Raw genomic sequence first — 21,173 nt, forward strand, 5'->3', positions numbered from 1 at the left:
CATGGCAGAAACAGACGCGCGCCGCACAACCGTCCGGCTGGCAGCAGCAGTGCTGGCCAGCCTGATGGTGGCTTTCGCTGTGCTGACTTACCTTTCGTACACGGCGGCTTTCGCGTCGATCGACACCGTCACGGTGTCGGCGCCCCGGGCCGGGCTGGTGATGGAGAAGGGCGCCAAGGTCAAATACCGGGGTATTCAGATCGGCAAGGTCGAAACCATCGACTATTCCGGTGACCAGGCGCGGTTGACGCTGGGTATCAACAGCGACGACATGCACTTCATCCCGTCCAACGCGACGGTGCACATCGCGGGCAACACCATCTTCGGTGCCAAGGCGGTGGAATTCGTTCCGCCGCAAGCTCCCTCGCCGACATCGCTGCGTCCGGACGCGCACGTGGCGGCCTCTTCGGTGCAGCTGGAAGTCAACACCTTGTTCCAGTCGTTGATGGACCTGTTGCACAAGATCGACCCCGTCGAACTCAACGGCACGCTGAGTGCGTTCGCGGAAGGCCTGCGCGGCCACGGCGACGACGTGGGCGGGATCCTGACCGGCCTGAATACGCTGACGCAGCAGGCGAATCCGAAGCTGCCCGCGCTGCAGGAGGACTTCCGCAAGACCGCGGTGGTGGCCAACACCTACGCCGACGCCGCGCCGGACCTGACCACCGTGATCGACAACCTGCCGACGATCAACAAGACGGTGGTGGACCAGCAGAAGAACCTGGACAGCACGCTGTTGGCCACGATCGGCCTGTCGAACAACGCGTATGAGACGTTGGCGCCGGCCGAAGAGGATTTCATCGCCACCATCAACCGGCTGCGGGCCCCGCTCAAGGTGGCCGCCGATTATTCGCCGGAACTCGGCTGTCTGTTCGCCGGCGTCGAGCGCGGTATCAAGGAATTCGCCCCGTTGCTCGGTGTTCGCAAGGCGGGCCTTTTCACGTCGTCGAGTTTCGTGCTGGGTGCTCCTTCCTACACCTACCCGGAATCGCTGCCGATCGTGAACGCCTCGGGCGGCCCGAATTGCCGTGGCTTGCCTGACATTCCGACCAAGCAGACCGGAGGATCGTTCTTCCGTTCCCCGTTCCTGGTGACCGACAACGCGAACATCCCGTACGAGCCGTTCACCGAGCTGCAGTTCGACGCGCCCTCCACGCTGCAGTTCTTGTTCCACGGCGCCTTCGCGGAACGGGACGACTTCTGATGGCCGGCTCGGGAATGCCGTCGCACCGCGAGATGATCATCAAGGTCAGCATCTTCGCGGTGGCCATGGTGCTGGTGTCCGCGGGGCTGGTGGTGGTCTTCGGCGACTTCCGCTTCGGCCCCGAAAGCACTTACCACGCAACATTTACCAACGTGTCTCGGCTGAAGTCCGGCCAGAAGGTGCGCATCGCCGGGGTGCCGGTCGGCGCGGTGTCGGGCATCAAGCTCAACCCCGACAACACCATCGACGTGAAGTTCGGGGTCGACAAGCGCTACACGCTCTATTCGTCCACGCGCGCGGTGATCCGCTACGAAAACCTGGTCGGCGATCGATTTTTAGAGATCACGTCGGGTCCTGGGGAGCTGCGGAAGCTGCCGGCCGGCGCGACGATCAACAGCGAACACACCCAGCCCGCACTGGATCTCGACGCGCTGCTGGGCGGACTGCGACCGGTGCTCAAAGGTCTTGACGCCGACAAGGTCAACACCATCAGCAGCGCGGTCATCCAATTGCTGCAGGGCCAGGGCGGGGCTCTGTCGAATGTGCTGGCGGACACCAGCGCGTTCTCCTCGGCGCTGGGCCAGCGCGACCAGCTCATCGGCGACGTGATCAACAACCTAAACACGGTGCTGACGACCGTGGACCAACGCAGCGCGCAATTCTCGACCAGCGTTGATCAACTGCAACAACTGATCACCGGGCTGGCCGAGCACAAGGACGACATCGCCGGTGCCATTCCACCGTTGGCGTCGACGACGACGGATCTGACTCAGCTGCTGAAGAATTCGCGCCGCCCGCTGCAGGGCATCCTGGAGAACACCCGCCCGCTGGCCACCGAACTGGACGACCGCAAGGCCGAGGTGAACAACGACGTCGAGCAGCTGGGCGAGGACTACCTGCGGCTGTCCGCCCTCGGCGCCTACGGGTCGTTCTTCAACATCTACTTCTGCTCCGTGACGATCAAGATCAACGGCCCGGCCGGCAGCGACATCCTGCTGCCGCTCGGTGGCCAGGTGGATCCCAGCAAGGGGAGGTGCGCTTTTGCCAAGTAACTCAAGGCGTGAGCGCGATCCACTGCGCACCGGCATCTTCGGCGTGGTGCTGGTGGTGTGTGTCGTGCTCATTGCGTTCGGTTACTCCGGATTACCGTTCTGGCCACAGGGCAAGATCTACGACGCCTATTTCACCGACGCCGGTGGCATCAATCCCGGCAACGCCGTTTATGTTTCGGGTTTCAAGGTCGGCAAGGTGACCTCGGTGGGCCTGGCCGGTGACAGCGCCAAGATCAGCTTCAGCGTCGACCGCCATGTCGCGGTCGGCGACCAGTCGCTGGCCGCGATCCGCACCGACACCATCCTCGGTGAGCGATCCATCTCGGTCACCCCGGCCGGCGGCGGCAAGGCGACCGCCATCCCGCTCAGCCGCACGACGACGCCGTACACGCTTGCCGGCGCGCTCGAGGATCTGGGTCAGAACGCCAACAACCTGGACAAGCCGCAGTTCGAGAAGGCGCTGAACGTGCTGACCGACACGCTGCACGACGCCAACCCGCAGTTGCGCGGTGCGCTGGACGGCGTGACGTCGCTGTCGCGCACGCTGGACCGCCGCGATGAGGCTCTGCAAAGCCTGCTGGCACACGCGAAGTCGGTCACCGGCGTGTTGTCGCAGCGCGCCGACCAGGTCAACAAACTGGTCGATGACGGCAACGAGTTGTTCGCCGCGCTCGACGAACGGCGCAGCGCCTTGAGTCAGCTGATCTCGGGGATCCAGGACCTTTCCACGCAGATTTCCGGTTTCGTCGCCGATAACCGCAAGGAATTCGGTCCGGCGCTGAACAAGCTCAACGACGTGCTGTCCAACCTCAACGAGCGCCGCGACTACATCACCGAGGCCCTCAAGCGGCTGCCCACCTACGCCACCGAGCTGGGTGAGGTCGTCGGTTCGGGTCCCGGATTCAACGTCAACGTCTACGGCGTGATCCCGGCGCCGTTGCTTGCCACCATGTTCGACTTCTTCTATCAGCCCGGCAAGATGCCTGCCAGCCTCGCCGACTACCTGCGTGGCCTGATTCAGGAACGCTGGATCATCAGGCCGAAGTCGCCATGACGCAGCGGATCCTCGGCAGCAGGGGGCTGCGCTACGCCACTATCATCGCGCTCGTCGCGGTGCTGGTGGGCGGCGTGTATGTGCTTTCGTCGCAAGCGAATAACCGCAAGATCGTCGGCTACTTCGCTTCCGCGGTCGGCCTGTACCCCGGTGATCAGGTGCGCATTCTGGGTGTCCCGGTCGGCACCATCGACACGATCGACCCGCGGCCTTCCGACGTCAAGATCACCATGTCGGTGAGCAAGGACGTGAAGATCCCTAAGGACGCAAAGGCGATCATCATGTCGCCAAACCTGGTGGCGGCCCGGTTCATTCAGCTGACGCCGGCGTACACCAGCGGTCCGGGGATGGCCGACGGCGCCAGCATCGGGCCGGGGCGCACCGCGGTCCCAGTGGAATGGGACGAAGTCAAGGAGTCGCTGACCCAGCTGGCCGTACAGCTCGGTCCCACGGCCGGATCGATGCAGGGCCCCTTGGGTGCGGCGATCAACCAGGCCGCCGACACCTTCGACGGCAAGGGCCAGTCCTTCCACAACGCGTTGCGTGAGCTCTCGCAAGCCGCTGGACGGCTGGGGGATTCGCGCGGCGACATCTTCGGCACGGTGAAAAACCTGCAGGTGCTGGTCAACGCGCTGTCGTCCAGCAACGAGCAGATCGTCCAGTTCGCCGGCAACGTCGCCTCGGTGTCGCAGGTGCTGGCCGACAGTTCGCGTCACCTCGACACCACGCTGGGGACCCTCAACAAGGCGTTGTCGGACATCCGGGGTTTCCTGCACGAGAACAACTCGACGATCGTCGATACGGTCAACAACCTCAACGATTTCGCGAAGACGCTCAGCGACCAGAGCGACAACATCGAGCAGGTGCTGCACGTCGCGGGCCCGGGTATCGCCAACTTCTACAACATCTATGACCCCGCACAGGGCACGCTCAACGGTCTGTTGTCGATACCGGAATTCGCCAACCCCGTGCAGTTCATCTGCGGTGGATCCTTCGAGACCGCGGCCGGGCCCCGGGCGCCCGACTACTTCAAGCGCGCCGAACTCTGCCGTGAGCGGTTGGGACCGGTGCTGCGCCGGCTCACCGCGAACTACCCGCCGCTGATGTTCCACCCGCTCAACACGATTACGGCGTATAAGGGCCAGATCATCTACGACACCCCGGAGACGCAGGCCAAGTCGGCGACCCCGGTGCCGCAACTGACCTGGGTCCCTGCCAAGGGTGCCCAGACGCCGCCCGCCGCGCAGAACCCGGCGGATCTGCAGGCCCTGCTGGTCCCGACGGCCCCGCAGGCCGCTCCCGGGCCTGGCCAGCCGGCACCGGCGGGCGCCGCTCCCGCGCCCGGCCCCGCTCCCGGAAGCGCGTTCGGTCCGCTGCCGGGTCCGGCTCCGGGCCAGGCGCCCAGCGGGCCGGCGGCCGACTTGGGCGGTGGCGGATGAACCGAATGTGGTTGCGCGCCGGCGGATTGGCGACGGGCAGCATGCTGCTGGCCGGCTGCCAGTTCAGCGGGCTGAACTCGTTGGTGATGCCCGGCACCGCCGGTCACGGCAGCGGTGCCTACTCGATCACCGTGGAACTGCCCGACGTGGCGACCCTGCCGCAGAACTCTCCGGTCATGGTCGACGACGTCACCGTCGGCAGTGTCGCCGGCATCTCGGCCGAACAGCGGGCCGACGGATCATTCTATGCGGCAGTGAAATTGGCGCTCGACAAGAACGTGGTGCTGCCCGCCAACTCGACCGCGACGGTCGCCCAGACGTCGCTGCTCGGTTCGATGCACATCGACCTGGCCCGCCCGAAGGACAAGCCGGCCGTCGGCAAGCTGAAGGACGGGTCGAAGATCTCGGAGGCCAACACCGGCCGCTATCCCACCACCGAAGAGGTGCTCTCGGCGCTCGGCGTGGTGGTGAACAAGGGCAATGTCGGTGCCCTGGAAGAGATCACCGACGAGACCTACCGGGCGGTCGCGGGGCGTCAGGACCAGTTCGTCGACCTGATCCCCAGGCTCGCGGAGCTGACCTCGGGACTGAACCGTCAGGTCAACGACATCATCGATGCCGTCGACGGACTGAACCGATTCTCGGCGACCCTGGCGCATGACAAGGACAACCTGGGCCGGGCGCTGGACACGCTGCCCGAGGCGATTCGCGTGCTCAACAAGAACCGCGGCCACATCGTCGAGGCCTTCAGCGCGCTGCACAAACTGGCGAATGTCACCTCGAACATCCTGGCAAAAACCAAGGTGGACTTCGCCGCCGACATGAAGGACCTGTATTCGGTCGTCAAGGCGCTGAACGACAACCGGAGGAACTTCGTCACCTCGCTACAGCTGTTGCTGACGTTCCCGTTCCCCAACTTCGGTATCAAGCAGGCCGTGCGCGGCGACTACCTCAACGTGTTCACCACCTTCGACCTCACCCTGCGGCGCCTTGGTGAAACGTTCTTCACCACCGCGTATTTCGACCCGAACATGGCCCACATGAACGAGATCCTCAACCCGCCCGACTTCTTGACCGGCGAGATGGCCAACCTGTCCGGACAGGCGGCCGATCCGTTCAAGATCCCGCCCGGCACGGCTTCAGGACAGTAGGGGGCGGGCCCAGATGCACGACAGACTGACCAAGATCCAGCTGGCGATCTTCGCCGTGATCACGGTTATCACCCTGACCGTGATGGCGATCTTCTATCTGCGGCTGCCCGCGACGTTCGGTATCGGAACCTACGGTGTGAGTGCCGATTTCGTTGCCGGTGGCGGGCTGTACAAGAACGCCAACGTCACGTATCGCGGCGTCGCCGTCGGCCGCGTCGAGTCGGTGGGCCTGAGCCCCAACGGTGTCATCGCCGACATGCGGCTGAACAGCGGCACCGCCATCCCGTCGAACGTCACCGCCACCGTCAAGAGCGTGTCGGCGGTCGGCGAGCAATACATCGACCTGGTGCCGCCGAGCTCGCCGGCATCGACGAAGTTGAGCAATGGATCCCGCATCCAGCGGCAGAACACCCGGATCGGCCAGGACGTCGCCGACCTGTTGAAGCGCTCGGAAACCTTGGTCAACAGCCTTGGCGACACCCGGCTGCGCGAGCTGCTGCACGAGACGTTCATCGCGGCAAACGGTTCCGGCCCGGAGATGGCCCGGCTCTACGAGTCCGCCCGGCTGCTGGTGGACGAGGCCAACACCAACTATCCGCAAGTCTCGCAATTGATCGATCAGGCGGGCCCCTTCCTGCAGGCCCAGATTCGCGCCGGCGGCGACATCAAGTCGCTGTCCGACGGGCTGGCGCGGTTCACCAGCGAAGTGCGTCAGGCCGACCCCCAGCTTCGCGACACGCTGGCGACGGCCCCGGGCGCCACCGACGAGGCCAGCACCGCGTTCTCCGGTATCCGCCCCTCGTTCCCGGCCCTGGCCGCCAGCCTGGCCAACCTCGGCCGGGTCGGCGTGATCTACCACAAGTCGATCGAGCAGCTGCTGGTCGTCTTGCCGGCGCTGTTCGCGGCCATCACCACCGCCGCGGGCGGCGGGCCGCAGGATGAAGGCGCCAAGCTGGACTTCAAGCTCGACCTCAACGACCCGCCGCCATGCGCCGTCGGCTTCCTGCCACCGCCGTTGATGCGGACCCCGGCCGACGAGACGGTGCGCGAACTGCCGAAGGACATGTACTGCAAGACCGCGCAGAACGATCCGAGCACCGTGCGCGGCGCGCGCAACTACCCGTGCCAGGAGTTCCCCGGAAAGCGCGCCCCGACGGTCCAGCTGTGTCGCGATCCCAAGGGTTACGTGCCGGTCGGCCGCAACCCGTGGCGCGGCCCGCCGGTGCCGTATGACACCCCGGTCACCAATGGGTTGAACACATTGCCGCCCAACAAGTTTCCGTATATTCCGCCGGGCGCCGAGCCGGATCCGGGTACCCCCATCGTCGGGCCGCCGCCCCCGGGCGTGGTGCCGGGGCCGGGGCCGTTGCCGAACAAGCAGCCGGCCTTCGACCCGCCGCCGCCCAACGACAACGGGCCACCACCGCCGTTCACGTCGTGGCAGCCGCCCGGGATACCCCCGGTGCCGCCTCAGCTCCCGTATCCGAAGTGGCTGCCCCCGCCGGCACCGCCGGAGGGCATCAACCCGCCGCCGGCGGGCCCGGGTCCGGAGAAGCCGTGGGGTCCGCCTCCCGGAGGGCAGCCGCAGGCCAGCGGACCGCCGGCATATGCGACCTACGACCAGAAGACCGGCGCGTTTGTCGATCCGGCCGGTGGCACTGGTATCTTCGCGGCCGGCGCTACCGGTACCTCCGGCGCCGAGAACTGGGTGGACCTCATGCTTGATCCAAGGCCGATGTAATGGACCCTGCCGTGGCAGACGAACCAAAGACCACGCCGCGGGTTCGTCGACGAGCTTCGCGTGCGGCGGGCCCGGCCAAGGGTGACCCGGCCCGGGACGTCACGATCCAGGCCGAGGCGCCGGCCGCGCCCAAGCCGTCGACGAAACCCGGCAAGGCCTTCAAGTCCATCAAGCCGCCGCCACGACGGCAGCCGCACCGCGCCCTGGTCGCGTGGATTTCGTTCGCCGCGGCACTGTTGGCGGTCGGGGCGCTGGCCGGTTGTGTGGCAGCGCTGCTCGTTCAGCAGCGTCACGCCACCGCGGCGCAGGGGCGCGATCAGCGTTTCGTCGACACCGCCACGCAGACGGTGGTCAACATGTTCAGCTACAAGCAGGACAACATCGACGAGAGCGTGAACCGCTTCGTCAACGGCACCAGCGGCCCGCTGCGTGGCATGCTGGGCGCCAACAACAACGTCGAGAACCTCAAGGGCCTGTTCCGCTCCACCAACGCGACGTCGGAGGCCGTCATCAACGGCGCCGCGCTGGAAGGTATTGACGCCGTTAGCGATAACGCGTCGGTGCTGGTCTCGGTGCGCGTCACCGTCGCCGACATCGACGGGGTCAACAAGCCGTCCATGCCGTATCGCTTGCGCGTCATCGTGCACGAAGACGACGCCGGGAAGATGACCGGCTACGACCTGAAATATCCAGACGGGGGTAATTGATGCGATGGCGGCGTTGGCTGCTGGTCGTCGCGGGTTACCTCGTTGCCGTGGCGTTCGTCGCGTTGTCCGCGGTGGCCGGCTGGATGTACTGGGACCGGGTGCAGACCCGCGGCGAGCAGGCGGCGCGTGCGGTGCTGCCCGGGTTGGCGGCTAAGGAAATCCCCGAGGTCTTCGCGTACGACTACCAAACCGTCGAGCGCAGCCTGTCGGCGGCGTATCCGTTGTTGACCCCCGACTACCGCGCCGAGTTCCAGAAGAGCGCCAACAACCAGATCATCCCCGAGGCCAAGAAGCGCGAAGTGGTCGTGCAGGCCAATGTCGTTGGCGTGGGGGTGATGTCGGCCAAGCGGGAATCGGCGTCGGTGATGGTCTTCATGAACCGGACCGTGACGGACAAGTCACGCCAGCCGCTGTATGACGGCAGCCGGTTGCGGGTCGACTTCAAGAAGGTCGGCAAGCAGTGGCTGATCGCCTACATCACGCCGATCTAACCTCGCCGGTTGACTCAGTAGCACATCGCAATGCCGTTGCAGTACAACGGGTAACGGTTGATCGGGCTGGGTGGCGGACCGATCATCGCCAGCGAGAACGGTTCCTTCTTCATCCCCGGCTGCATCCCGCACACGGCGCCGTGCAGCGTGGTGTGGGTGCCGCTCATCGTCTCGTCGCTGAACGCGAAGGTTTCGGTGGAGGGCGCGCTGCCACCGCCCGGGCATGCCACACCGTCGGCCTTGTCGACCTTGAAGGTCCACAGCATGCTGGACATCCGGGCCCGGCCGCTGAAGTTCTGCTGCTTGTCCGCGGCGCTGATCTGCTCGGGCGTCGAACTGACGATGTTCAGCGCGCAGTTCATCGCGAACACGATCGGGTCGTTGTAGTCGTTCATGTTCCGGGTGCCCGAGGGCTGATCGCAGAGCGCGGAGATGGTCCAGGTCACCCCGGACACGCCCGCTTCGTTGAAGTTGTAGGTGCCGTCGGCCGGTGGTCCGAGCGCCTTGGCCGGTTCACCGGACTGCAGCGCGATTCCCACCGCGACGGCGGTGACGATGCCGGCACCCGCGGCCATGCCGTGACGGAGCTTCATCTGATACCCCTCCCTCGCGTGCGACGCTGAACCTGAGTATCACAGCGTTCGGACGTCAACACCATGGGGCCTTGCCCATGCGGGCTAATCGGCGTCACCGGGTCGGGATTCGGCGAGCGCATCGAGGAACGACCTCGCCCAGCGGTCGACGTCGTGGGCGAGGACCTGGCGGCGCAGTGACCGCATCCGGCGCCGTCCGTCTTCGGTGGATTGGTTCAGCGCGGCCTCGATCGTGTCCTTGACGCCTTCGAGATCGTGTGGGTTCACCAGATAGGCCTGCCGGAGTTCGGCGGCGGCACCGGTGAATTCGGACAGGACCAGCGCGCCGCCGAGGTCGCTGCGGCAGGCGACATACTCCTTGGCGACCAGGTTCATCCCGTCGCGCAGCGGGGTGACCAGCATGACGTCGGCGGCGACGAAGAACGCGATGAGTTCGTCGCGGGGGACCGGCCGGTGCAGGTAATGCACCACCGGATGCCCGACTTCGCCGTACTCGCCGTTGATGTGGCCGACCTGGCGTTCAATGTCGTTGCGCAGCTGCTGATAACTGTCCACCCGTTCGCGGCTGGGCGTCGCCAGCTGGACCAGCACCGTGTCGTCGCGCTTGGCCCGGCCCTCCGCGAGCAGCTCCGAAAAGGCTTTCAGCCGAACGTCGATGCCCTTGGTGTAGTCCAGCCGGTCGACGCCGAGCAGCACCTTGCGTGGATTGCCCAGCTCGGCCCGGATCTCGCTGGCACGGCGCTTGATGTCGCGGTGCCGGGCCGCCTGGTCCAGCGAGCTGGAGTCGATGGAGATGGGGAAGGCGCCCACCCGGACCACGCGCGAGTCGATCTCGACCTCGCCGTACCGCGACCGCACGCCCACCGCCCCGCGCGAGGTGTTGGCGCCGATCAGCCGCCGGGCAAGGAACAGAAAGTTCTGTGCGCCGCCGGTCAGATGGAAGCCGACCAGGTCGGCGCCGAGCAGGCCCTCGACGATCTCGGTCCGCCACGGTAGCTGCATGAACAGCTCGACCGGGGGGAAAGGGATGTGCAGGAAGAAGCCGATGGTCAGGTCGGGCCGCAGTTCGCGCAGCATCGCAGGCACCAGCTGCAGCTGGTAGTCCTGCACCCAGACCGTCGCGCCTTTTGCGGCGGCGCGCGACGTGGCTTCGGCGAAGCGGCGGTTGACGGCGACGTAGCGATCCCACCATTCGCGGTGGTAGATCGGTTTGACGATGACGTCGTGATACAGCGGCCACAGCGTGGCGTTCGAGAAACCTTCGTAGTACTCGGCGACGTCGTCGGCGCTCAGCTTGACCGGCCGAAGCTCCAGGTCGTCCTGAACGATGGGCTCGCCGTCGTGGTCGGTGTCCTCGTCGACGATCCCGGGCCAGCCGACCCACGCCCCGCGCTGGCGACGCAGCAGCGGTTCGAGGGCGGTGACCAGTCCCCCGGGGCTGCGTTTCCACGCTGTGGTGCCGTCGGGAAGGCGCTCCTGGTCGACCGGCAAGCGGTTGGCAACCACGACGAAGTCGGAATTGCCGAATTTGGCTGCCTTCGCGCCTCGCCCTCCCCCGGGAGACATTTACGCGTCGAGTTTCGCCGGCCCGATACCCAGCATGGACAAAAACACCCGGCACTCGTCGGCGTCGGTGGCGTACGCCGCGACGACCCGCCTGGCCTGGCTCGCAGTGTCGTCGGCCACCGGCTCGACGTCGCCGATTTCGCCAGGATCAGATTTTGTAGGCATGACTTAACTGTAGGCGACGCGTGTGACCGGTCGCAGGCCGTCTCACCAGCTAACGGGCTCTAGCCGCATTTATGGCTGGTTTGCAGGGGTTCGCCGCGCCGCTCGCGAAGACACGATCGACCGTCGCCGCGGTGATGCAGGATAAGCAGGTGGTCGATCAGGACGCCGATGACGTGGTGTTCGAGTTCGTCGATGTAGTCGTGGAACGGCAGGGAGTGCGGGCTCTGGACGGGCTGACCGCCGCCATTCCGGGTCGCGGCGTGACGGCGGTGTTCGGGCCGTCGGGCTCGGGCAAATCGACCCTGCTTCGGCTGTGCAACCGGCTGGAGCTGCCGACGAGCGGACGGGCCTTGTTCTACGGGTCGGACATCGCCGGGATCGACCCACTGTGGCTGCGGCGCCGGGTGGGCATGTGCTTTCAGCGGCCGACGCCATTTCCCGGCACGGTCGCCGAGAACCTGCGGGCCGCCGATCCCGACGCGTCCGACGCGCGGCTGCGCGAAACGCTGGCCCGCGTGGCGCTGACCGGATCGTGGTTGGACCGCGACGTGGCCGCGCTCTCGGGTGGCGAGGCGCAACGCGTGTGCCTGGCCCGCACCCTGATGGCACAACCCCAGGTGCTGTTGCTGGACGAACCGACCTCCGCCGTCGACACCGAGGCGGCCGAAGTGATCGAGCGCGCGGTGCGCGAGCTGGCCGCCGACGGCATTCCCGCCCTGTGGGTCACCCATAACTCGGCGCAGTTGGAAAGGGCAGCCGACCGGGTCCTGCGCCTGGAGTCCGGTCGCAGCCTGGGCCTGGGCCCGGTCGCCGCCAAGCCCGGCGACGGCCCGGTGGCGTGATGAACGGTCAAGTCGGCTGGGTGGGCCTGGCGATCTCGCTGATCCTGGTGGCGTTCGCGGGCGGGATCTCGCTGTGGCGCCGGCTGGGTTTGGCGCGGCAGCTGCTGTGGGCCGCGGCCCGCGCGCTGGTGCAGCTGCTGCTCGTGGGCGGTGCGCTGACGCTGCTGTTCGAGCCGGGCCGGTCGCTGTGGTGGTCGTGGGCGTGGGTCGCAGGAATGGTGGCCTATGCCGGGGATGTCGCGCGGCGCAGGGCGCCGGAGGTGCCGCGGTTTGCGCCGCTGGCCGTGGCCGCGTTCGCCGGCGCGGCGGTGGTGACGCTGGGGGTGATTTTCGGCCTGCGGGTGTTCCCGCTGCAGGGGCGCACGCTGGTGCCGGTCGCCGGGATGATGATCGGCAACTCGATGACCGCCATGGTGCTGGTGGCCCGGCGGTTGGTCGACGAGCTGCGCGACAAACGCGACGAGGTCGAGGCCCGCCTCGCGCTGGGGCAACCGTCGAGGCAGGCCGCGGCGCCCTACCTGCGAATCGCCTTGCGCTCGGCGATATCTCCGCAGATCGAGACGACCAAGGCCACCGGCCTGGTGTTCCTGCCGGGGGCCATGACCGGCCTGATCCTCGCCGGGGTGCCGCCCCTGCAGGCCGTGCTGGTGCAGGCCGTGGTGATGTTCTTGATCCTGGGTTCGGTCGCGGCCACCACCGTGGTCGTCGCGATGGGCATCGTCCGGTTGGTGTTCACCCGCGACCATCGGCTGCTGCCGCTGGGCCTGCGGCCCGAGACCGCCGGGTGAGACCGCATGGTCACCGGGGCCCGGCGGCCGATCACCCCAGCGCGTGCGCGGTTACACACTGGCCGTAATCTGTAAACAAGGCCAATTCAACGACGAACGAGGTGGGCGGAATGACAGTCTCCGAGCAAGCCGACGCCGGGGCGGCCGACGCCAACGCCCCGGAACTGGTGGCCTACGAAACCCTCGACGAGGGTCGCATCGCCCGGATCTGGCTGAACCGGCCCGATGCCCACAACGCGCAGAGTCGCGGCCTGCTGGTCCAGCTCGACGAGGCGTTCGGCCGGGCCGAGGCCGACGACACGGTTCGCGTGGTGATCCTGGCGGCGCGCGGCAGGAACTTCTCCGCCGGCCACGACCTGGGTTCCGAGCAGGCACTGGCCGAGCGCGCACCGGGGCCGGGGCAGCATCCGAGCTTCCGCTCGCGCGGGGCCACGCTCGAGCCGATCATGGAGAAGCTGTACCACCAGGAGTGGCACTATTTCTTCGAAAACACTTGCCGCTGGCGCGATCTGCGCAAGATCACCATCGCCCAGGTGCAGGGCAACGCGATCTCGGCCGGTCTGATGCTGATCTGGGCGTGCGACCTGATCGTCGCGGCCGACAACGCGAAGTTCAGCGACGTCGTCGCGGTCCGGCTGGGCATGCCGGGTGTCGAATACTACGCCCACCCTTGGGAATTCGGGCCGCGCAAGGCCAAAGAGCTGCTGTTGACCGGTGATTCGATCGACGCGGACGAGGCTCACCGGCTGGGCATGGTGTCGAAGGTTTTCCCGGTCGACGAATTAGAGGAAAAGACACTAGAATTCGCGCGACGCATCGCCGAGCGGCCCACGATGGCCTCGCTGCTCATCAAGGATTCGGTCAATGCCGCCTCTGATGCGATGGGTTACACCGAGGCGCTGCGGCACGCGTTCCACGTGCACCTGCTGGGGCATGCCCACTGGGCGGCGTTCAACGAGAACCGCTGGCCGGTTGGCCAGCCTCCGCACGTCGAGGATTGGCGTGACGCGAAGCCGACGAAGGTGGCGCGCCGCGACACGCCGTAGCGCCGCGCCGCAGAGGGCCTAACGAGACCGGGGGTAGCGATATTCACCCCGAGGGGACATGCTTCTATTGCTAGAACTTGTTCCAGTTTTGAAAGGGCCTCGCGTGCAGCTTTCGTTCGAAGACCGGACCTATCTGATCACCGGCGGCGGCAGCGGGATCGGCAAGGGCGTGGCCGCAGGGCTGGTCGCGGCCGGCGCCTCCGTCATGATCGTCGGCCGTAACGCCGATCGGCTCGCGGATGCCGTCAAGGAGATCGAAGCCCTCCCCGGCGACGGCTCCATTCGTTACGAGCCCGCCGACATCACCAGCGAAGAGGAGGCGGCGCGCGCAGTCGACGCCGTGACGGCCTGGCATGGCCGGCTGCACGGCGTGGTGCACTGCGCGGGCGGATCGGAGACCATCGGGCCGATCACGCAGATCGACTCGGAGTTGTGGCGACGGACCATCGACCTCAATGTCAACGGAACCATGTACGTGCTCAAGCACTCTGCGCGCGAGTTGGTGCGCGGTGGCGGCGGATCGTTCGTCGGCATCTCGTCGATCGCGGCCAGCAACACCCACCGCTGGTTCGGCGCCTACGGCGTCGGCAAATCGGCGCTGGACCACTTGATGCAGTTGGCCGCAGACGAACTCGGAGCGTCATGGGTGCGGGTCAACAGCATTCGCCCCGGCCTGATCCGCACCGAGCTGGTGGCCCCCATCCTCGATTCGCCCGAGCTGAGCGCGGACTACCGCGCCATCACGCCGCTGCCCCGACCGGGCGAGGTCGAAGACATCGCGAATGTGGCGATGTTTCTGCTCAGCGATGCTTCCAGCTATGTGACCGGGCAGATCATCAACGTCGACGGCGGGGTGCTGTTGCGTCGCGGCCCGGATTTCTCGGCGATGCTGGAACCGGCCTTCGGCGCCGACGCGCTACGCGGAGTGGTCTAGCCGGGAGTATCAGATGAAAAGGCTTGAGGGCAAACGGATCCTGGTCACCGGCGCCGCGTCGGGGATCGGTCAGGCCACCGCGTTGCGGCTACTGAGCGAGGGCGCCGGCGTGGTGGCCGCCGACGTTTCGACTGACGGTCTGAGCAACACGCAAGGCCATGCCGACGAGGCCGGCACCGCCGACCGGCTCACCACGATGCCGATGGACGTCGGCAACGAGGACTCGGTGATCGACGCCGTGGGCTCGGCCGTCGAGAAGTTGGGCGGGCTGGATTCACTGGTGAACGCGGCGGGCATCCTGCGCGCCTGGCACACCCACGAGACCACCCTCGAGCAGTGGAATCGGATCATCGCCGTCAACCTGACCGGAACCTTCCTGGTGGTGCGCGAAGCGCTACCGTCCCTGCTGGCGAATCCCCGCAGCGCGATCGTGAACTTCAGCTCCACGTCGGCATCGTTTGCCCATCCCTATATGGCCGCCTACGCCGCGAGCAAGGGCGGCATCCAGGCCTTCACTCACTCGCTGGCGCTGGAATACGCCAAGGACGGTCTGCGCGCGGCGTGCGTCGCCCCGGGCAGCATCAAGTCCGGCATCACCGATGCCACCGGCGGATACATCCCGAAAGACGCCGACTGGTCGCTGTTTCCCCGGCTGATGCCGATCCTGCCGACCACGACGGAATCCAGCGGCGCGGGGATGGCCGGGCCCGAAGCGGTCGCCGGCGTGATCGCGATGCTGGTCTCAGATGACGGCGCCTGGATCACCGGCACCGAGATTCGGATGGACGGCGGCACGCACGCCTAGAGCGTGGCTAGTTGATGGCGGCGACCCGCTGCGCCCGGCTTCGCCGCGCTTGCGATCGCCGCTAGTTGATGGCGGCGACCCGCTGCGCCCGGCTTCGCCGCGCTTACGATCGCCGCTAGTTGACGCAGGGCACGCCGCCGCCGTCGATCGGCCTTCCCTGATCGGGCGTCGGATACGTCGTGGTCGTGCCGTTGTAGTAGTAGCTCTTGGCCTTGGTCGAGGTCGTGCTGGAGCTGGTGCTCGTCGAGTCGTCCATCTGGGTCTCGTCAGGCGTGGGCATCGAGAAATTCGTGTCCACGGTGAGCCGGATGTGTCCGGCCGCGATGCTGGGGCTGGGCTGCTTGGGCGTGTCCACGCCGAGCAGGTTGGCCAGGTTCTGCGCATCGGTCTGCGCACCGGCCCCGTACTCCACCGCGGTGCTGGTCGGGTCGCCGGATTCGCGGTCGCGGACCTGGCCGGGGGTGTAGCCCTTCTTTTTCAGCGCCCTTGACACCTCGCTGGCCAGGCCGCTCATGCTGCCGGAGTTGACCACGTCGACGACCGTGGACGGGTCGGGTTTCACGGCGGTGGTGGCCGGCGCTGTCGTCGTCGACGTGTCTGAGCCGATCGCCGCCGCCACCTCGGATCTGATCGCCGCCGGGTCGACGATGTTGACGTCCTGGCCGTCGATGTTGTCGTAGCGCACCACCGGCAGCGTCCTGAACTCGACGTTGCCGCCGGCCAGCCCGCCGAGCCGTTGGATCATGTCGTCGTTCCAGCCCGCCGACAGCACCACGTCTTTGCGCGCCACCGCCATCAGGTTCTTGAGCTTGTCGATGTTGGTGAACGTGCCCGCGGCCTGCAGCTCCTGCATGACCGACGAGATGAACGCCTGTTGCCGGTGGGTGCGGTCCAGGTCGCCGTTGTCCAGGCCGTGCCGCTGCCTGACGAACGACAGTGCCTCGGACGCGTCCAGCCGCTGTCGGCCGGCCGGGAAGTCGGCGCCGGAATACGAGTCGTAGACGGGGTGATTCAGGCAGACGTCAACGCCGCCGAGGGTCTGCGCCAGGTCGAAGAAGCCGGCGAGATTGACCTCGGCGAAGTAGTCGATGGGGACGCCGGTTAGGTTTCGCACCGCGCGCAGCGTCGCCGCCCGGCCGGCCTCGCGGCCCTTGGTTTCGAGTTCCTTCTGGGTGCTGTCGCCCTGGTTTGCCAGTTTCTGGGCGACGTACTGCTTGGTCAGCCCGTACGCCTCTTTGATCTTGATGTGGTTGTATCCCGGTACCCCGGTGAAGGGCACCCAGTCGTCGCGGGGGATCGAGAAGGCCACGACTCTGTTGTCGGCGCTGACGTGCACCAGGATCATCGTGTTGGTGTTGTAGCCGCCGTCGTCGGAGTCGCCGGCGTGCAGATGCTTCAGGATCGAGTTGGGCAGGTCGTTGCCGTCCTGGTCCTTACGCGAGTCCAGCCCGATCAGCAGGATGTTCATGTTGTCGCCGCTGGAGCGCGGATCGTCGGGCTGCAGGGCGTTCGAGACGGTGATGCCGCCCAGCGCGCCGTGCGCCACGTAATACCCCGCCCCGGTGAGCCCCACGGCCGCCACGGAGACGAGCGCGCCCAGGGTGCGCGTCACCCCTTTGCGTAAACGGGAGGGTTGACGGACGGCTCGATGACGGCGATGGGCGCCGCCCGAGCGGGCCATCACAAACCTCTGCCCACGCCCAGCACATCACCAGGCACCGCAACGGTGCTTCGCGGCGATGTCGCTTCAAGCATGGTCACAAGTATGCGTTAGCTTGCTATCAAGCCCCCAATCGAGAGCACCCGTCACACGGTCGGCGCGGGCGCCTTCGTCGGGCCGACCAGGCGCGATTCGCGCTCGTCGTACTCGCTCTACCAGTACCTTTTGACGGGCCGCGGCCGCAGTGGTCTCCGGAAGGTCTCGGACCGGCCACATCGGCGCCCGGATCGAGCCGAAGTTGTTATCGAGCGGATACGGCCCGGTGGGCCGTTGCCGCGCCGACCGGTCCAGCAAACCGCCACCGCCGGTTACCGGGCTTTGACCAAGTCCTCACCCGAGCTGTAAAAGAGCGGGATGTCGGTCCCGGTGGTGATTTCGGCGAGGTAGACCCCGACGGGTTCGACCTCGTAGTAGAAGTGGATGTTGCCGTCGTTATCCAGCGCCGACGCGCACGAAAACCCCGGCGCACCGCATCGTTGCTTGATCGGTGCCGCGAGGACGGCAAGAAGCACGACGATGGCAACGCCGACGATCAGCGGGACTCTCTTGACCGCCGAGATCGGTTGCGCCGGATTAACCACGGATGGAGTGTAAGCGGCAGGTCCGGCGGCTTCAGCGCACGGCGCAGTAGGTTCTTCACCTGTGGCAATTGCGAACCCGCACGACGCATCCCCGGCGCACACCCGGGTCGAGGTACTCGGCAACATCGGGCCGAACTGGTTCGCCTTGGTGATGGGCACCGGAATCGTCGCGACCGCCGGCGCCGCCCTGCCCGTCCACGTGGCGGGGCTGCGGGCATTCGCGCTGGTGGTCTGGGTGATCGCGGCCGCGCTGCTGGTGGCGCTGATCGCGGTGGTCGGTGGCCATTGGCTGCGCCATCCGACCGTGGCGCGCACCCACGCCCGCAATCCGCAGATGGCGCACTTCTACGGCGCGGCCCCGATGGCGCTGATGACGGTCGGCGCGGGAGCCGTGCTGGTCGGCAGGGACCTGATCGGTGAGCGCATCGCCGTCGATCTGGACTGGGTGCTGTGGACCGCCGGCACGCTGGGCGGGCTGTTCACCGCCGTCAGCATTCCGTTCCTGATGTTCACCCAGCATGACGTCGAGCCCGACGCGGCCTTCGGTGGCTGGTTGATGCCGGTCGTTCCGCCCATGGTTACCGCGGCGACGGGGGCGCTGCTGCTCCCTCACATGGTGGCCGGCGGCGGGCGCACGACCATGCTGTACGGCTGCTACGCGATGTTCGGCTTGTCGTTGCTGGCCTCGCTGAACATCATCGCGATGATCTGGAGCCGCCTGACCCTATACGGCACCTCGGGTTCCGCGCGGGTGCCGACGTTGTGGATCGTGTTGGGTCCGCTCGGCCAATCCATCACGGCCGCAGGACTTTTGGGAGCAAACGCGGCACTGGCGGTCGACCCCGAGGTGGCCGAGGACCTCAATGCATTCGCCATCCTCTACGGCGTTCCGGTGTGGGGTTTCGCAGTGTTGTGGATCGCGCTCGCGACCGCGTTGACGGTGCGCACGCTGCGCCGCGGAATGCCGTTCGCGCTGACGTGGTGGAGCCTGACCTTCCCGGTCGGCACCTTCGTCACCGGGACCTCGCAGCTCGCCGGTCACACCCAGCTGCCCGCGTTCAGGGTGGCGGCGGCCATCGCCTATGCGGGCCTGTTGTTCACCTGGCTGTTGGTGACGATCCGCACCGCCCGGGGCAGCCTACGCGGCAACCTGCTCAAGCTGCCGCCCAGCACCGCGCCGATCAAGGCGTACAAGGACTCCACCCGCCACTAGGGATCGCCGGCGCAGAGGTTCTGATACCACCGCGGGCGTTTGGCTGCCCGGGTACGACGGGTACGCGGCCATGAGCGGAACAGAGGACTGAGCATGACTGACACCCGCCTCAGGCCGTTTTCGGCGGAGCGGCCGGAGAATTCGGAGCCCACGCAGCCGGGCACTCCCGACGAGACGCCGGAGCGGCTCCCGACGGAAACGCCCGAACGGCTCACGCCGGTAGAACCGCCCGAGCGCTTGACGCCCTCAGAACCACCCGAGCGCCAAGCGCCGGAATAATGATCACGATTGGAGAGCAGACATGCGCGCCGAAGAAGGCGACGAATCCGTCAAGGACTACGCGAACGAGGGACGGGAAACCCTTGGCCGCATCAAGGCTTCGCAGCACGCGGGCGGCCGCCTCGGTGCCATCGCCCGGCGTTTCGCCAGCCTGTGGCGAGGCCCGAGCGAGGGCGAAGATAACGGCCCTGCCGCGTAAAACTCGTTCAGCAACAGGTTAATTCGGTGCCACGGGTGCCGGATGGCGGTCGGCCCACGGGCGCGCCTCTTCGAGCTGGGCGGCCAACTGCAGCAGATCGCCGTCTGCGCCCAGCTTCCCGACGAATTGCACACCCAGCGGAAGTCCGGCATCCGTCCAGTGCAGCGGCACACTGATCGCCGGACGGCCGGTGAGGTTGGCGAGCTGCGTGTAGGGCACCCAGCCCAAGCTCTCCTGGATGAGGTCGTCGAGGATTCCGCTGAGCCCCATCAGCTTTCCGGCCCGCACCCTGCTGACCAGCCGGGCCACTCGCTGCAGCACCGCCGACGTCGTCGTGGCACCGACCGCCAGGGGCGGGGCGGCGAGCGTCGGGGTCAAAAAGAAGTCATAGCTGGCGTGGAATGCGGCCAGGGATTGGATGTAGTCGTTCCGGTTTTCCAGCGCGGACATGACGGTTAGCACGCCGCCGGACCGGCCGAGTTCGGCGATGGCCAGGGTGTCGGCCTCAAAGTCGTTGTCGTGCGCGCCGGTTCGCTGTTTGATGTCGGCGACTTGCTGGTGCAGCTGGGCGAACCAGATGGTCAGAAAGTCACGGCCCAGCGCGGCGTCGTCGTAGGGCGGTGTGACCTCGTCGACCTGGTGGCCCAACTCGCGAAGGAGCGCCGCGGCCTTTTCGACCGCGGCGACGGCCTCGCGGTCCGGCCGCGCGTTGATCGCCGAGCGCGCCGAGTAGCCGATTTTCAGGGTGCCCGGGCGGTGCTTGATCTGTTCTCCAAAGGGCTTGTCGGGCAGCGCAACCCGATAGGCGGCACCCGGGTGGGGTCCGACGATCGCGTCGAGCAGCGCCGCGCTGTCTCGTACGGTGCGCGACACCACGCCCTGGGTCGCCATGCCCAGCATCAGTTCACCGGTCTGCGGGCCGTAGGGCGCCAGACCCCGGCTGGGCTTGAGGCCGACCAGCCCGTTGCAGGCGGCGGGGATGCGGATCGACCCGCCGCCGTCGTTGGCGCCGGCGGCGGGAACGATGCCGGCCGCCACGGCCGCCCCCGATCCGCCCGAGGAGCCGCCGGGGGTGTGCCCGGTATTCCACGGGTTGCGGGCTGGGCCCCAGTAGTCGGGTTCCGTGACACCCTTGGCCCCGAACTCCGGGGTGTTGGTCTTCCCGAAGATCACCAGGCCCGCGTCCAGGAACCGCTGGGTGACCAGCGCGTGCCGGTCGGCCACGTCGTGGGCCAGCGAGCGGGACCCGCACGACGTCGCAAAGCCGCGGTATTCCTGGCCGAGGTCTTTGAGCAGGAACGGCACACCGGCGAACGGCCCACTCAGATTCGGGTCGGCGGCCTGGCGGTCGGCGACGTCGTCGAGGCGGCAGACGATGGCGTTCAGCCGCGGATTCACCGCGTCCGCCCGTTGCCGCGCCAGGGCGAGAAGCTCGGCCGGGGCGACCTGTTTGCGCTCGACCAGCTCGGCCAGGGCGGTCGCATCCAGCGACATGTACTCGTCAAGATGCATGCGTTCTCCTTGGCTCCGGCCCGGGTGCGCGTGCCCGGCGTCCTCCAAATTGGCGCCGCTGCATGCCGTTGACGTTAAGCCAACGCGAGCT

22 protein-coding genes are annotated in these 21,173 nt (G+C 67.1%); 16 read left to right on the top strand and 6 right to left on the bottom strand.

Annotated elements, in window-relative coordinates; all coding sequences use genetic code 11:
* Position 1 precedes the first annotated feature (1 nt).
* The 8 genes from A5760_RS15385 to A5760_RS15420 are packed head-to-tail and all read left to right on the top strand — an operon-like array spanning position 2 to position 8,839.
* Positions 2 to 1,204, top strand: coding sequence for an MCE family protein (locus tag A5760_RS15385; protein ID WP_064882211.1), 1,203 nt, complete (start codon positions 2 to 4; stop codon positions 1,202 to 1,204).
* Positions 1,204 to 2,256, top strand: coding sequence for a virulence factor Mce family protein (locus A5760_RS15390; protein ID WP_064882213.1), 1,053 nt, complete (start codon positions 1,204 to 1,206; stop codon positions 2,254 to 2,256). Before A5760_RS15385 ends, A5760_RS15390 begins: the two co-directional genes overlap by 1 nt.
* On the top strand, positions 2,246 to 3,310 hold the full coding sequence (locus tag A5760_RS15395; protein WP_064882215.1) for a virulence factor Mce family protein: 1,065 nt from the start codon (positions 2,246 to 2,248) through the stop codon (positions 3,308 to 3,310). The genes A5760_RS15390 and A5760_RS15395 overlap by 11 nt, the downstream gene beginning before the upstream one ends.
* Positions 3,307 to 4,749 (top strand): virulence factor Mce family protein, encoded by a 1,443-nt coding sequence (locus tag A5760_RS15400; RefSeq protein ID WP_064882217.1) that lies wholly within the window; start codon positions 3,307 to 3,309, stop codon positions 4,747 to 4,749. Before A5760_RS15395 ends, A5760_RS15400 begins: the two co-directional genes overlap by 4 nt.
* Positions 4,746 to 5,900, top strand: coding sequence for an MCE family protein (locus A5760_RS15405; protein ID WP_064882218.1), 1,155 nt, complete (start codon positions 4,746 to 4,748; stop codon positions 5,898 to 5,900). The genes A5760_RS15400 and A5760_RS15405 overlap by 4 nt, the downstream gene beginning before the upstream one ends.
* A 13-nt stretch (positions 5,901 to 5,913) precedes the next feature.
* Positions 5,914 to 7,641 carry a virulence factor Mce family protein gene (locus A5760_RS15410; protein WP_064882220.1) on the top strand — a complete coding sequence of 576 codons (1,728 nt, stop codon included), beginning with the start codon at positions 5,914 to 5,916 and terminating at the stop codon, positions 7,639 to 7,641.
* Positions 7,641 to 8,348, top strand: coding sequence for a hypothetical protein (locus tag A5760_RS15415; RefSeq protein WP_064882222.1), 708 nt, complete (start codon positions 7,641 to 7,643; stop codon positions 8,346 to 8,348). Before A5760_RS15410 ends, A5760_RS15415 begins: the two co-directional genes overlap by 1 nt.
* On the top strand, positions 8,348 to 8,839 hold the full coding sequence (locus A5760_RS15420) for a hypothetical protein (protein WP_064882224.1): 492 nt from the start codon (positions 8,348 to 8,350) through the stop codon (positions 8,837 to 8,839). The genes A5760_RS15415 and A5760_RS15420 overlap by 1 nt, the downstream gene beginning before the upstream one ends.
* Before the next feature lie 14 nt (positions 8,840 to 8,853).
* Here the strand turns inward: A5760_RS15420 and A5760_RS15425 are convergent, their stop codons facing one another.
* The 3 genes from A5760_RS15425 to A5760_RS26715 all read right to left on the bottom strand — a co-directional run bounded on the left by A5760_RS15425 (position 8,854) and on the right by A5760_RS26715 (position 11,163).
* Positions 8,854 to 9,432, bottom strand: coding sequence for a hypothetical protein (locus A5760_RS15425; RefSeq protein ID WP_064882226.1), 579 nt, complete (start codon positions 9,430 to 9,432; stop codon positions 8,854 to 8,856).
* 84 nt (positions 9,433 to 9,516) lie between these two features.
* Positions 9,517 to 10,998, bottom strand: coding sequence for an alpha,alpha-trehalose-phosphate synthase (UDP-forming) (locus A5760_RS15430; protein ID WP_064882228.1), 1,482 nt, complete (start codon positions 10,996 to 10,998; stop codon positions 9,517 to 9,519).
* The gene (locus tag A5760_RS26715) at positions 10,999 to 11,163 is read right to left on the bottom strand and encodes a hypothetical protein (protein WP_155764345.1); all 165 of its coding nucleotides are present in this window, start codon (positions 11,161 to 11,163) and stop codon (positions 10,999 to 11,001) included.
* An 80-nt stretch (positions 11,164 to 11,243) separates the two neighbouring features.
* Here A5760_RS26715 and A5760_RS15435 point away from each other — a divergent pair, with 80 nt between their 5' ends.
* The 5 genes from A5760_RS15435 to A5760_RS15455 all read left to right on the top strand — a co-directional run bounded on the left by A5760_RS15435 (position 11,244) and on the right by A5760_RS15455 (position 15,578).
* A complete protein-coding gene (locus A5760_RS15435; protein WP_196772112.1) occupies positions 11,244 to 12,005 on the top strand; it encodes a phosphate ABC transporter ATP-binding protein in 762 nt (253 codons plus the stop codon).
* A complete protein-coding gene (locus A5760_RS15440; RefSeq protein WP_064882229.1) occupies positions 12,005 to 12,793 on the top strand; it encodes an ABC transporter permease in 789 nt (262 codons plus the stop codon). Before A5760_RS15435 ends, A5760_RS15440 begins: the two co-directional genes overlap by 1 nt.
* Before the next feature lie 110 nt (positions 12,794 to 12,903).
* Entirely contained in the window at positions 12,904 to 13,839 is a 936-nt protein-coding gene (locus A5760_RS15445; protein ID WP_064882231.1) for an enoyl-CoA hydratase, read from the top strand.
* A gap of 103 nt (positions 13,840 to 13,942) precedes the next feature.
* Complete coding sequence (locus tag A5760_RS15450) at positions 13,943 to 14,773, top strand: SDR family oxidoreductase (RefSeq protein WP_064882234.1); 831 nt, start codon at positions 13,943 to 13,945, stop codon at positions 14,771 to 14,773.
* Between the two features lie 13 nt (positions 14,774 to 14,786).
* Entirely contained in the window at positions 14,787 to 15,578 is a 792-nt protein-coding gene (locus A5760_RS15455; protein ID WP_064882236.1) for an SDR family NAD(P)-dependent oxidoreductase, read from the top strand.
* A 115-nt stretch (positions 15,579 to 15,693) separates the two neighbouring features.
* Here A5760_RS15455 and A5760_RS15460 read toward each other — a convergent pair whose 3' ends face one another.
* Entirely contained in the window at positions 15,694 to 17,259 is a 1,566-nt protein-coding gene (locus tag A5760_RS15460; protein ID WP_155764347.1) for an LCP family protein, read from the bottom strand.
* Positions 17,260 to 17,606: 347 nt separating this feature from the next.
* Positions 17,607 to 17,879 carry a hypothetical protein gene (locus tag A5760_RS15465; RefSeq protein ID WP_064882240.1) on the bottom strand — a complete coding sequence of 91 codons (273 nt, stop codon included), beginning with the start codon at positions 17,877 to 17,879 and terminating at the stop codon, positions 17,607 to 17,609.
* A gap of 61 nt (positions 17,880 to 17,940) precedes the next feature.
* On the opposite strand from A5760_RS15465, the gene A5760_RS15470 reads away from it, so the two are divergent.
* The 3 genes from A5760_RS15470 to A5760_RS26995 all read left to right on the top strand — a co-directional run bounded on the left by A5760_RS15470 (position 17,941) and on the right by A5760_RS26995 (position 19,570).
* On the top strand, positions 17,941 to 19,092 hold the full coding sequence (locus tag A5760_RS15470; protein WP_064882242.1) for a TDT family transporter: 1,152 nt from the start codon (positions 17,941 to 17,943) through the stop codon (positions 19,090 to 19,092).
* A 93-nt stretch (positions 19,093 to 19,185) separates the two neighbouring features.
* The gene (locus A5760_RS26200) at positions 19,186 to 19,371 is read left to right on the top strand and encodes a hypothetical protein (RefSeq protein ID WP_082279483.1); all 186 of its coding nucleotides are present in this window, start codon (positions 19,186 to 19,188) and stop codon (positions 19,369 to 19,371) included.
* 22 nt (positions 19,372 to 19,393) lie between these two features.
* Positions 19,394 to 19,570, top strand: a complete 177-nt coding sequence (locus A5760_RS26995; RefSeq protein ID WP_196772098.1) for a hypothetical protein — start codon at positions 19,394 to 19,396, stop codon at positions 19,568 to 19,570.
* Positions 19,571 to 19,588: 18 nt separating this feature from the next.
* On the opposite strand, the gene A5760_RS15475 is transcribed toward A5760_RS26995, so the two are convergent.
* The gene (locus tag A5760_RS15475; protein ID WP_064882790.1) at positions 19,589 to 21,082 is read right to left on the bottom strand and encodes an amidase; all 1,494 of its coding nucleotides are present in this window, start codon (positions 21,080 to 21,082) and stop codon (positions 19,589 to 19,591) included.
* Positions 21,083 to 21,173: the final 91 nt, after the last annotated feature.

Origin of the sequence: Mycobacterium colombiense (genome assembly GCF_001665835.1) — a bacterium.
GTDB lineage: Bacteria > Actinomycetota > Actinomycetes > Mycobacteriales > Mycobacteriaceae > Mycobacterium > Mycobacterium colombiense_A.

Coding starts and splice junctions, on each gene's coding strand:
- A5760_RS15385 (WP_064882211.1), top strand. CDS start 2: ATGGCAGAAACAGACGCGCGCCGCACAACCGTCCGGCTGGCAGCAGCA.
- A5760_RS15390 (WP_064882213.1), top strand. CDS start 1,204: ATGGCCGGCTCGGGAATGCCGTCGCACCGCGAGATGATCATCAAGGTC.
- A5760_RS15400 (WP_064882217.1), top strand. CDS start 3,307: ATGACGCAGCGGATCCTCGGCAGCAGGGGGCTGCGCTACGCCACTATC.
- A5760_RS15405 (WP_064882218.1), top strand. CDS start 4,746: ATGAACCGAATGTGGTTGCGCGCCGGCGGATTGGCGACGGGCAGCATG.
- A5760_RS15410 (WP_064882220.1), top strand. CDS start 5,914: ATGCACGACAGACTGACCAAGATCCAGCTGGCGATCTTCGCCGTGATC.
- A5760_RS15415 (WP_064882222.1), top strand. CDS start 7,641: ATGGACCCTGCCGTGGCAGACGAACCAAAGACCACGCCGCGGGTTCGT.
- A5760_RS15420 (WP_064882224.1), top strand. CDS start 8,348: ATGCGATGGCGGCGTTGGCTGCTGGTCGTCGCGGGTTACCTCGTTGCC.
- A5760_RS15425 (WP_064882226.1), bottom strand. CDS start 9,432: ATGAAGCTCCGTCACGGCATGGCCGCGGGTGCCGGCATCGTCACCGCC.
- A5760_RS15430 (WP_064882228.1), bottom strand. CDS start 10,998: ATGTCTCCCGGGGGAGGGCGAGGCGCGAAGGCAGCCAAATTCGGCAAT.
- A5760_RS26715 (WP_155764345.1), bottom strand. CDS start 11,163: ATGCCTACAAAATCTGATCCTGGCGAAATCGGCGACGTCGAGCCGGTG.
- A5760_RS15440 (WP_064882229.1), top strand. CDS start 12,005: ATGAACGGTCAAGTCGGCTGGGTGGGCCTGGCGATCTCGCTGATCCTG.
- A5760_RS15445 (WP_064882231.1), top strand. CDS start 12,904: ATGACAGTCTCCGAGCAAGCCGACGCCGGGGCGGCCGACGCCAACGCC.
- A5760_RS15455 (WP_064882236.1), top strand. CDS start 14,787: ATGAAAAGGCTTGAGGGCAAACGGATCCTGGTCACCGGCGCCGCGTCG.
- A5760_RS15460 (WP_155764347.1), bottom strand. CDS start 17,259: ATGGCCCGCTCGGGCGGCGCCCATCGCCGTCATCGAGCCGTCCGTCAA.
- A5760_RS26200 (WP_082279483.1), top strand. CDS start 19,186: ATGACTGACACCCGCCTCAGGCCGTTTTCGGCGGAGCGGCCGGAGAAT.
- A5760_RS26995 (WP_196772098.1), top strand. CDS start 19,394: ATGCGCGCCGAAGAAGGCGACGAATCCGTCAAGGACTACGCGAACGAG.
- A5760_RS15475 (WP_064882790.1), bottom strand. CDS start 21,082: ATGCATCTTGACGAGTACATGTCGCTGGATGCGACCGCCCTGGCCGAG.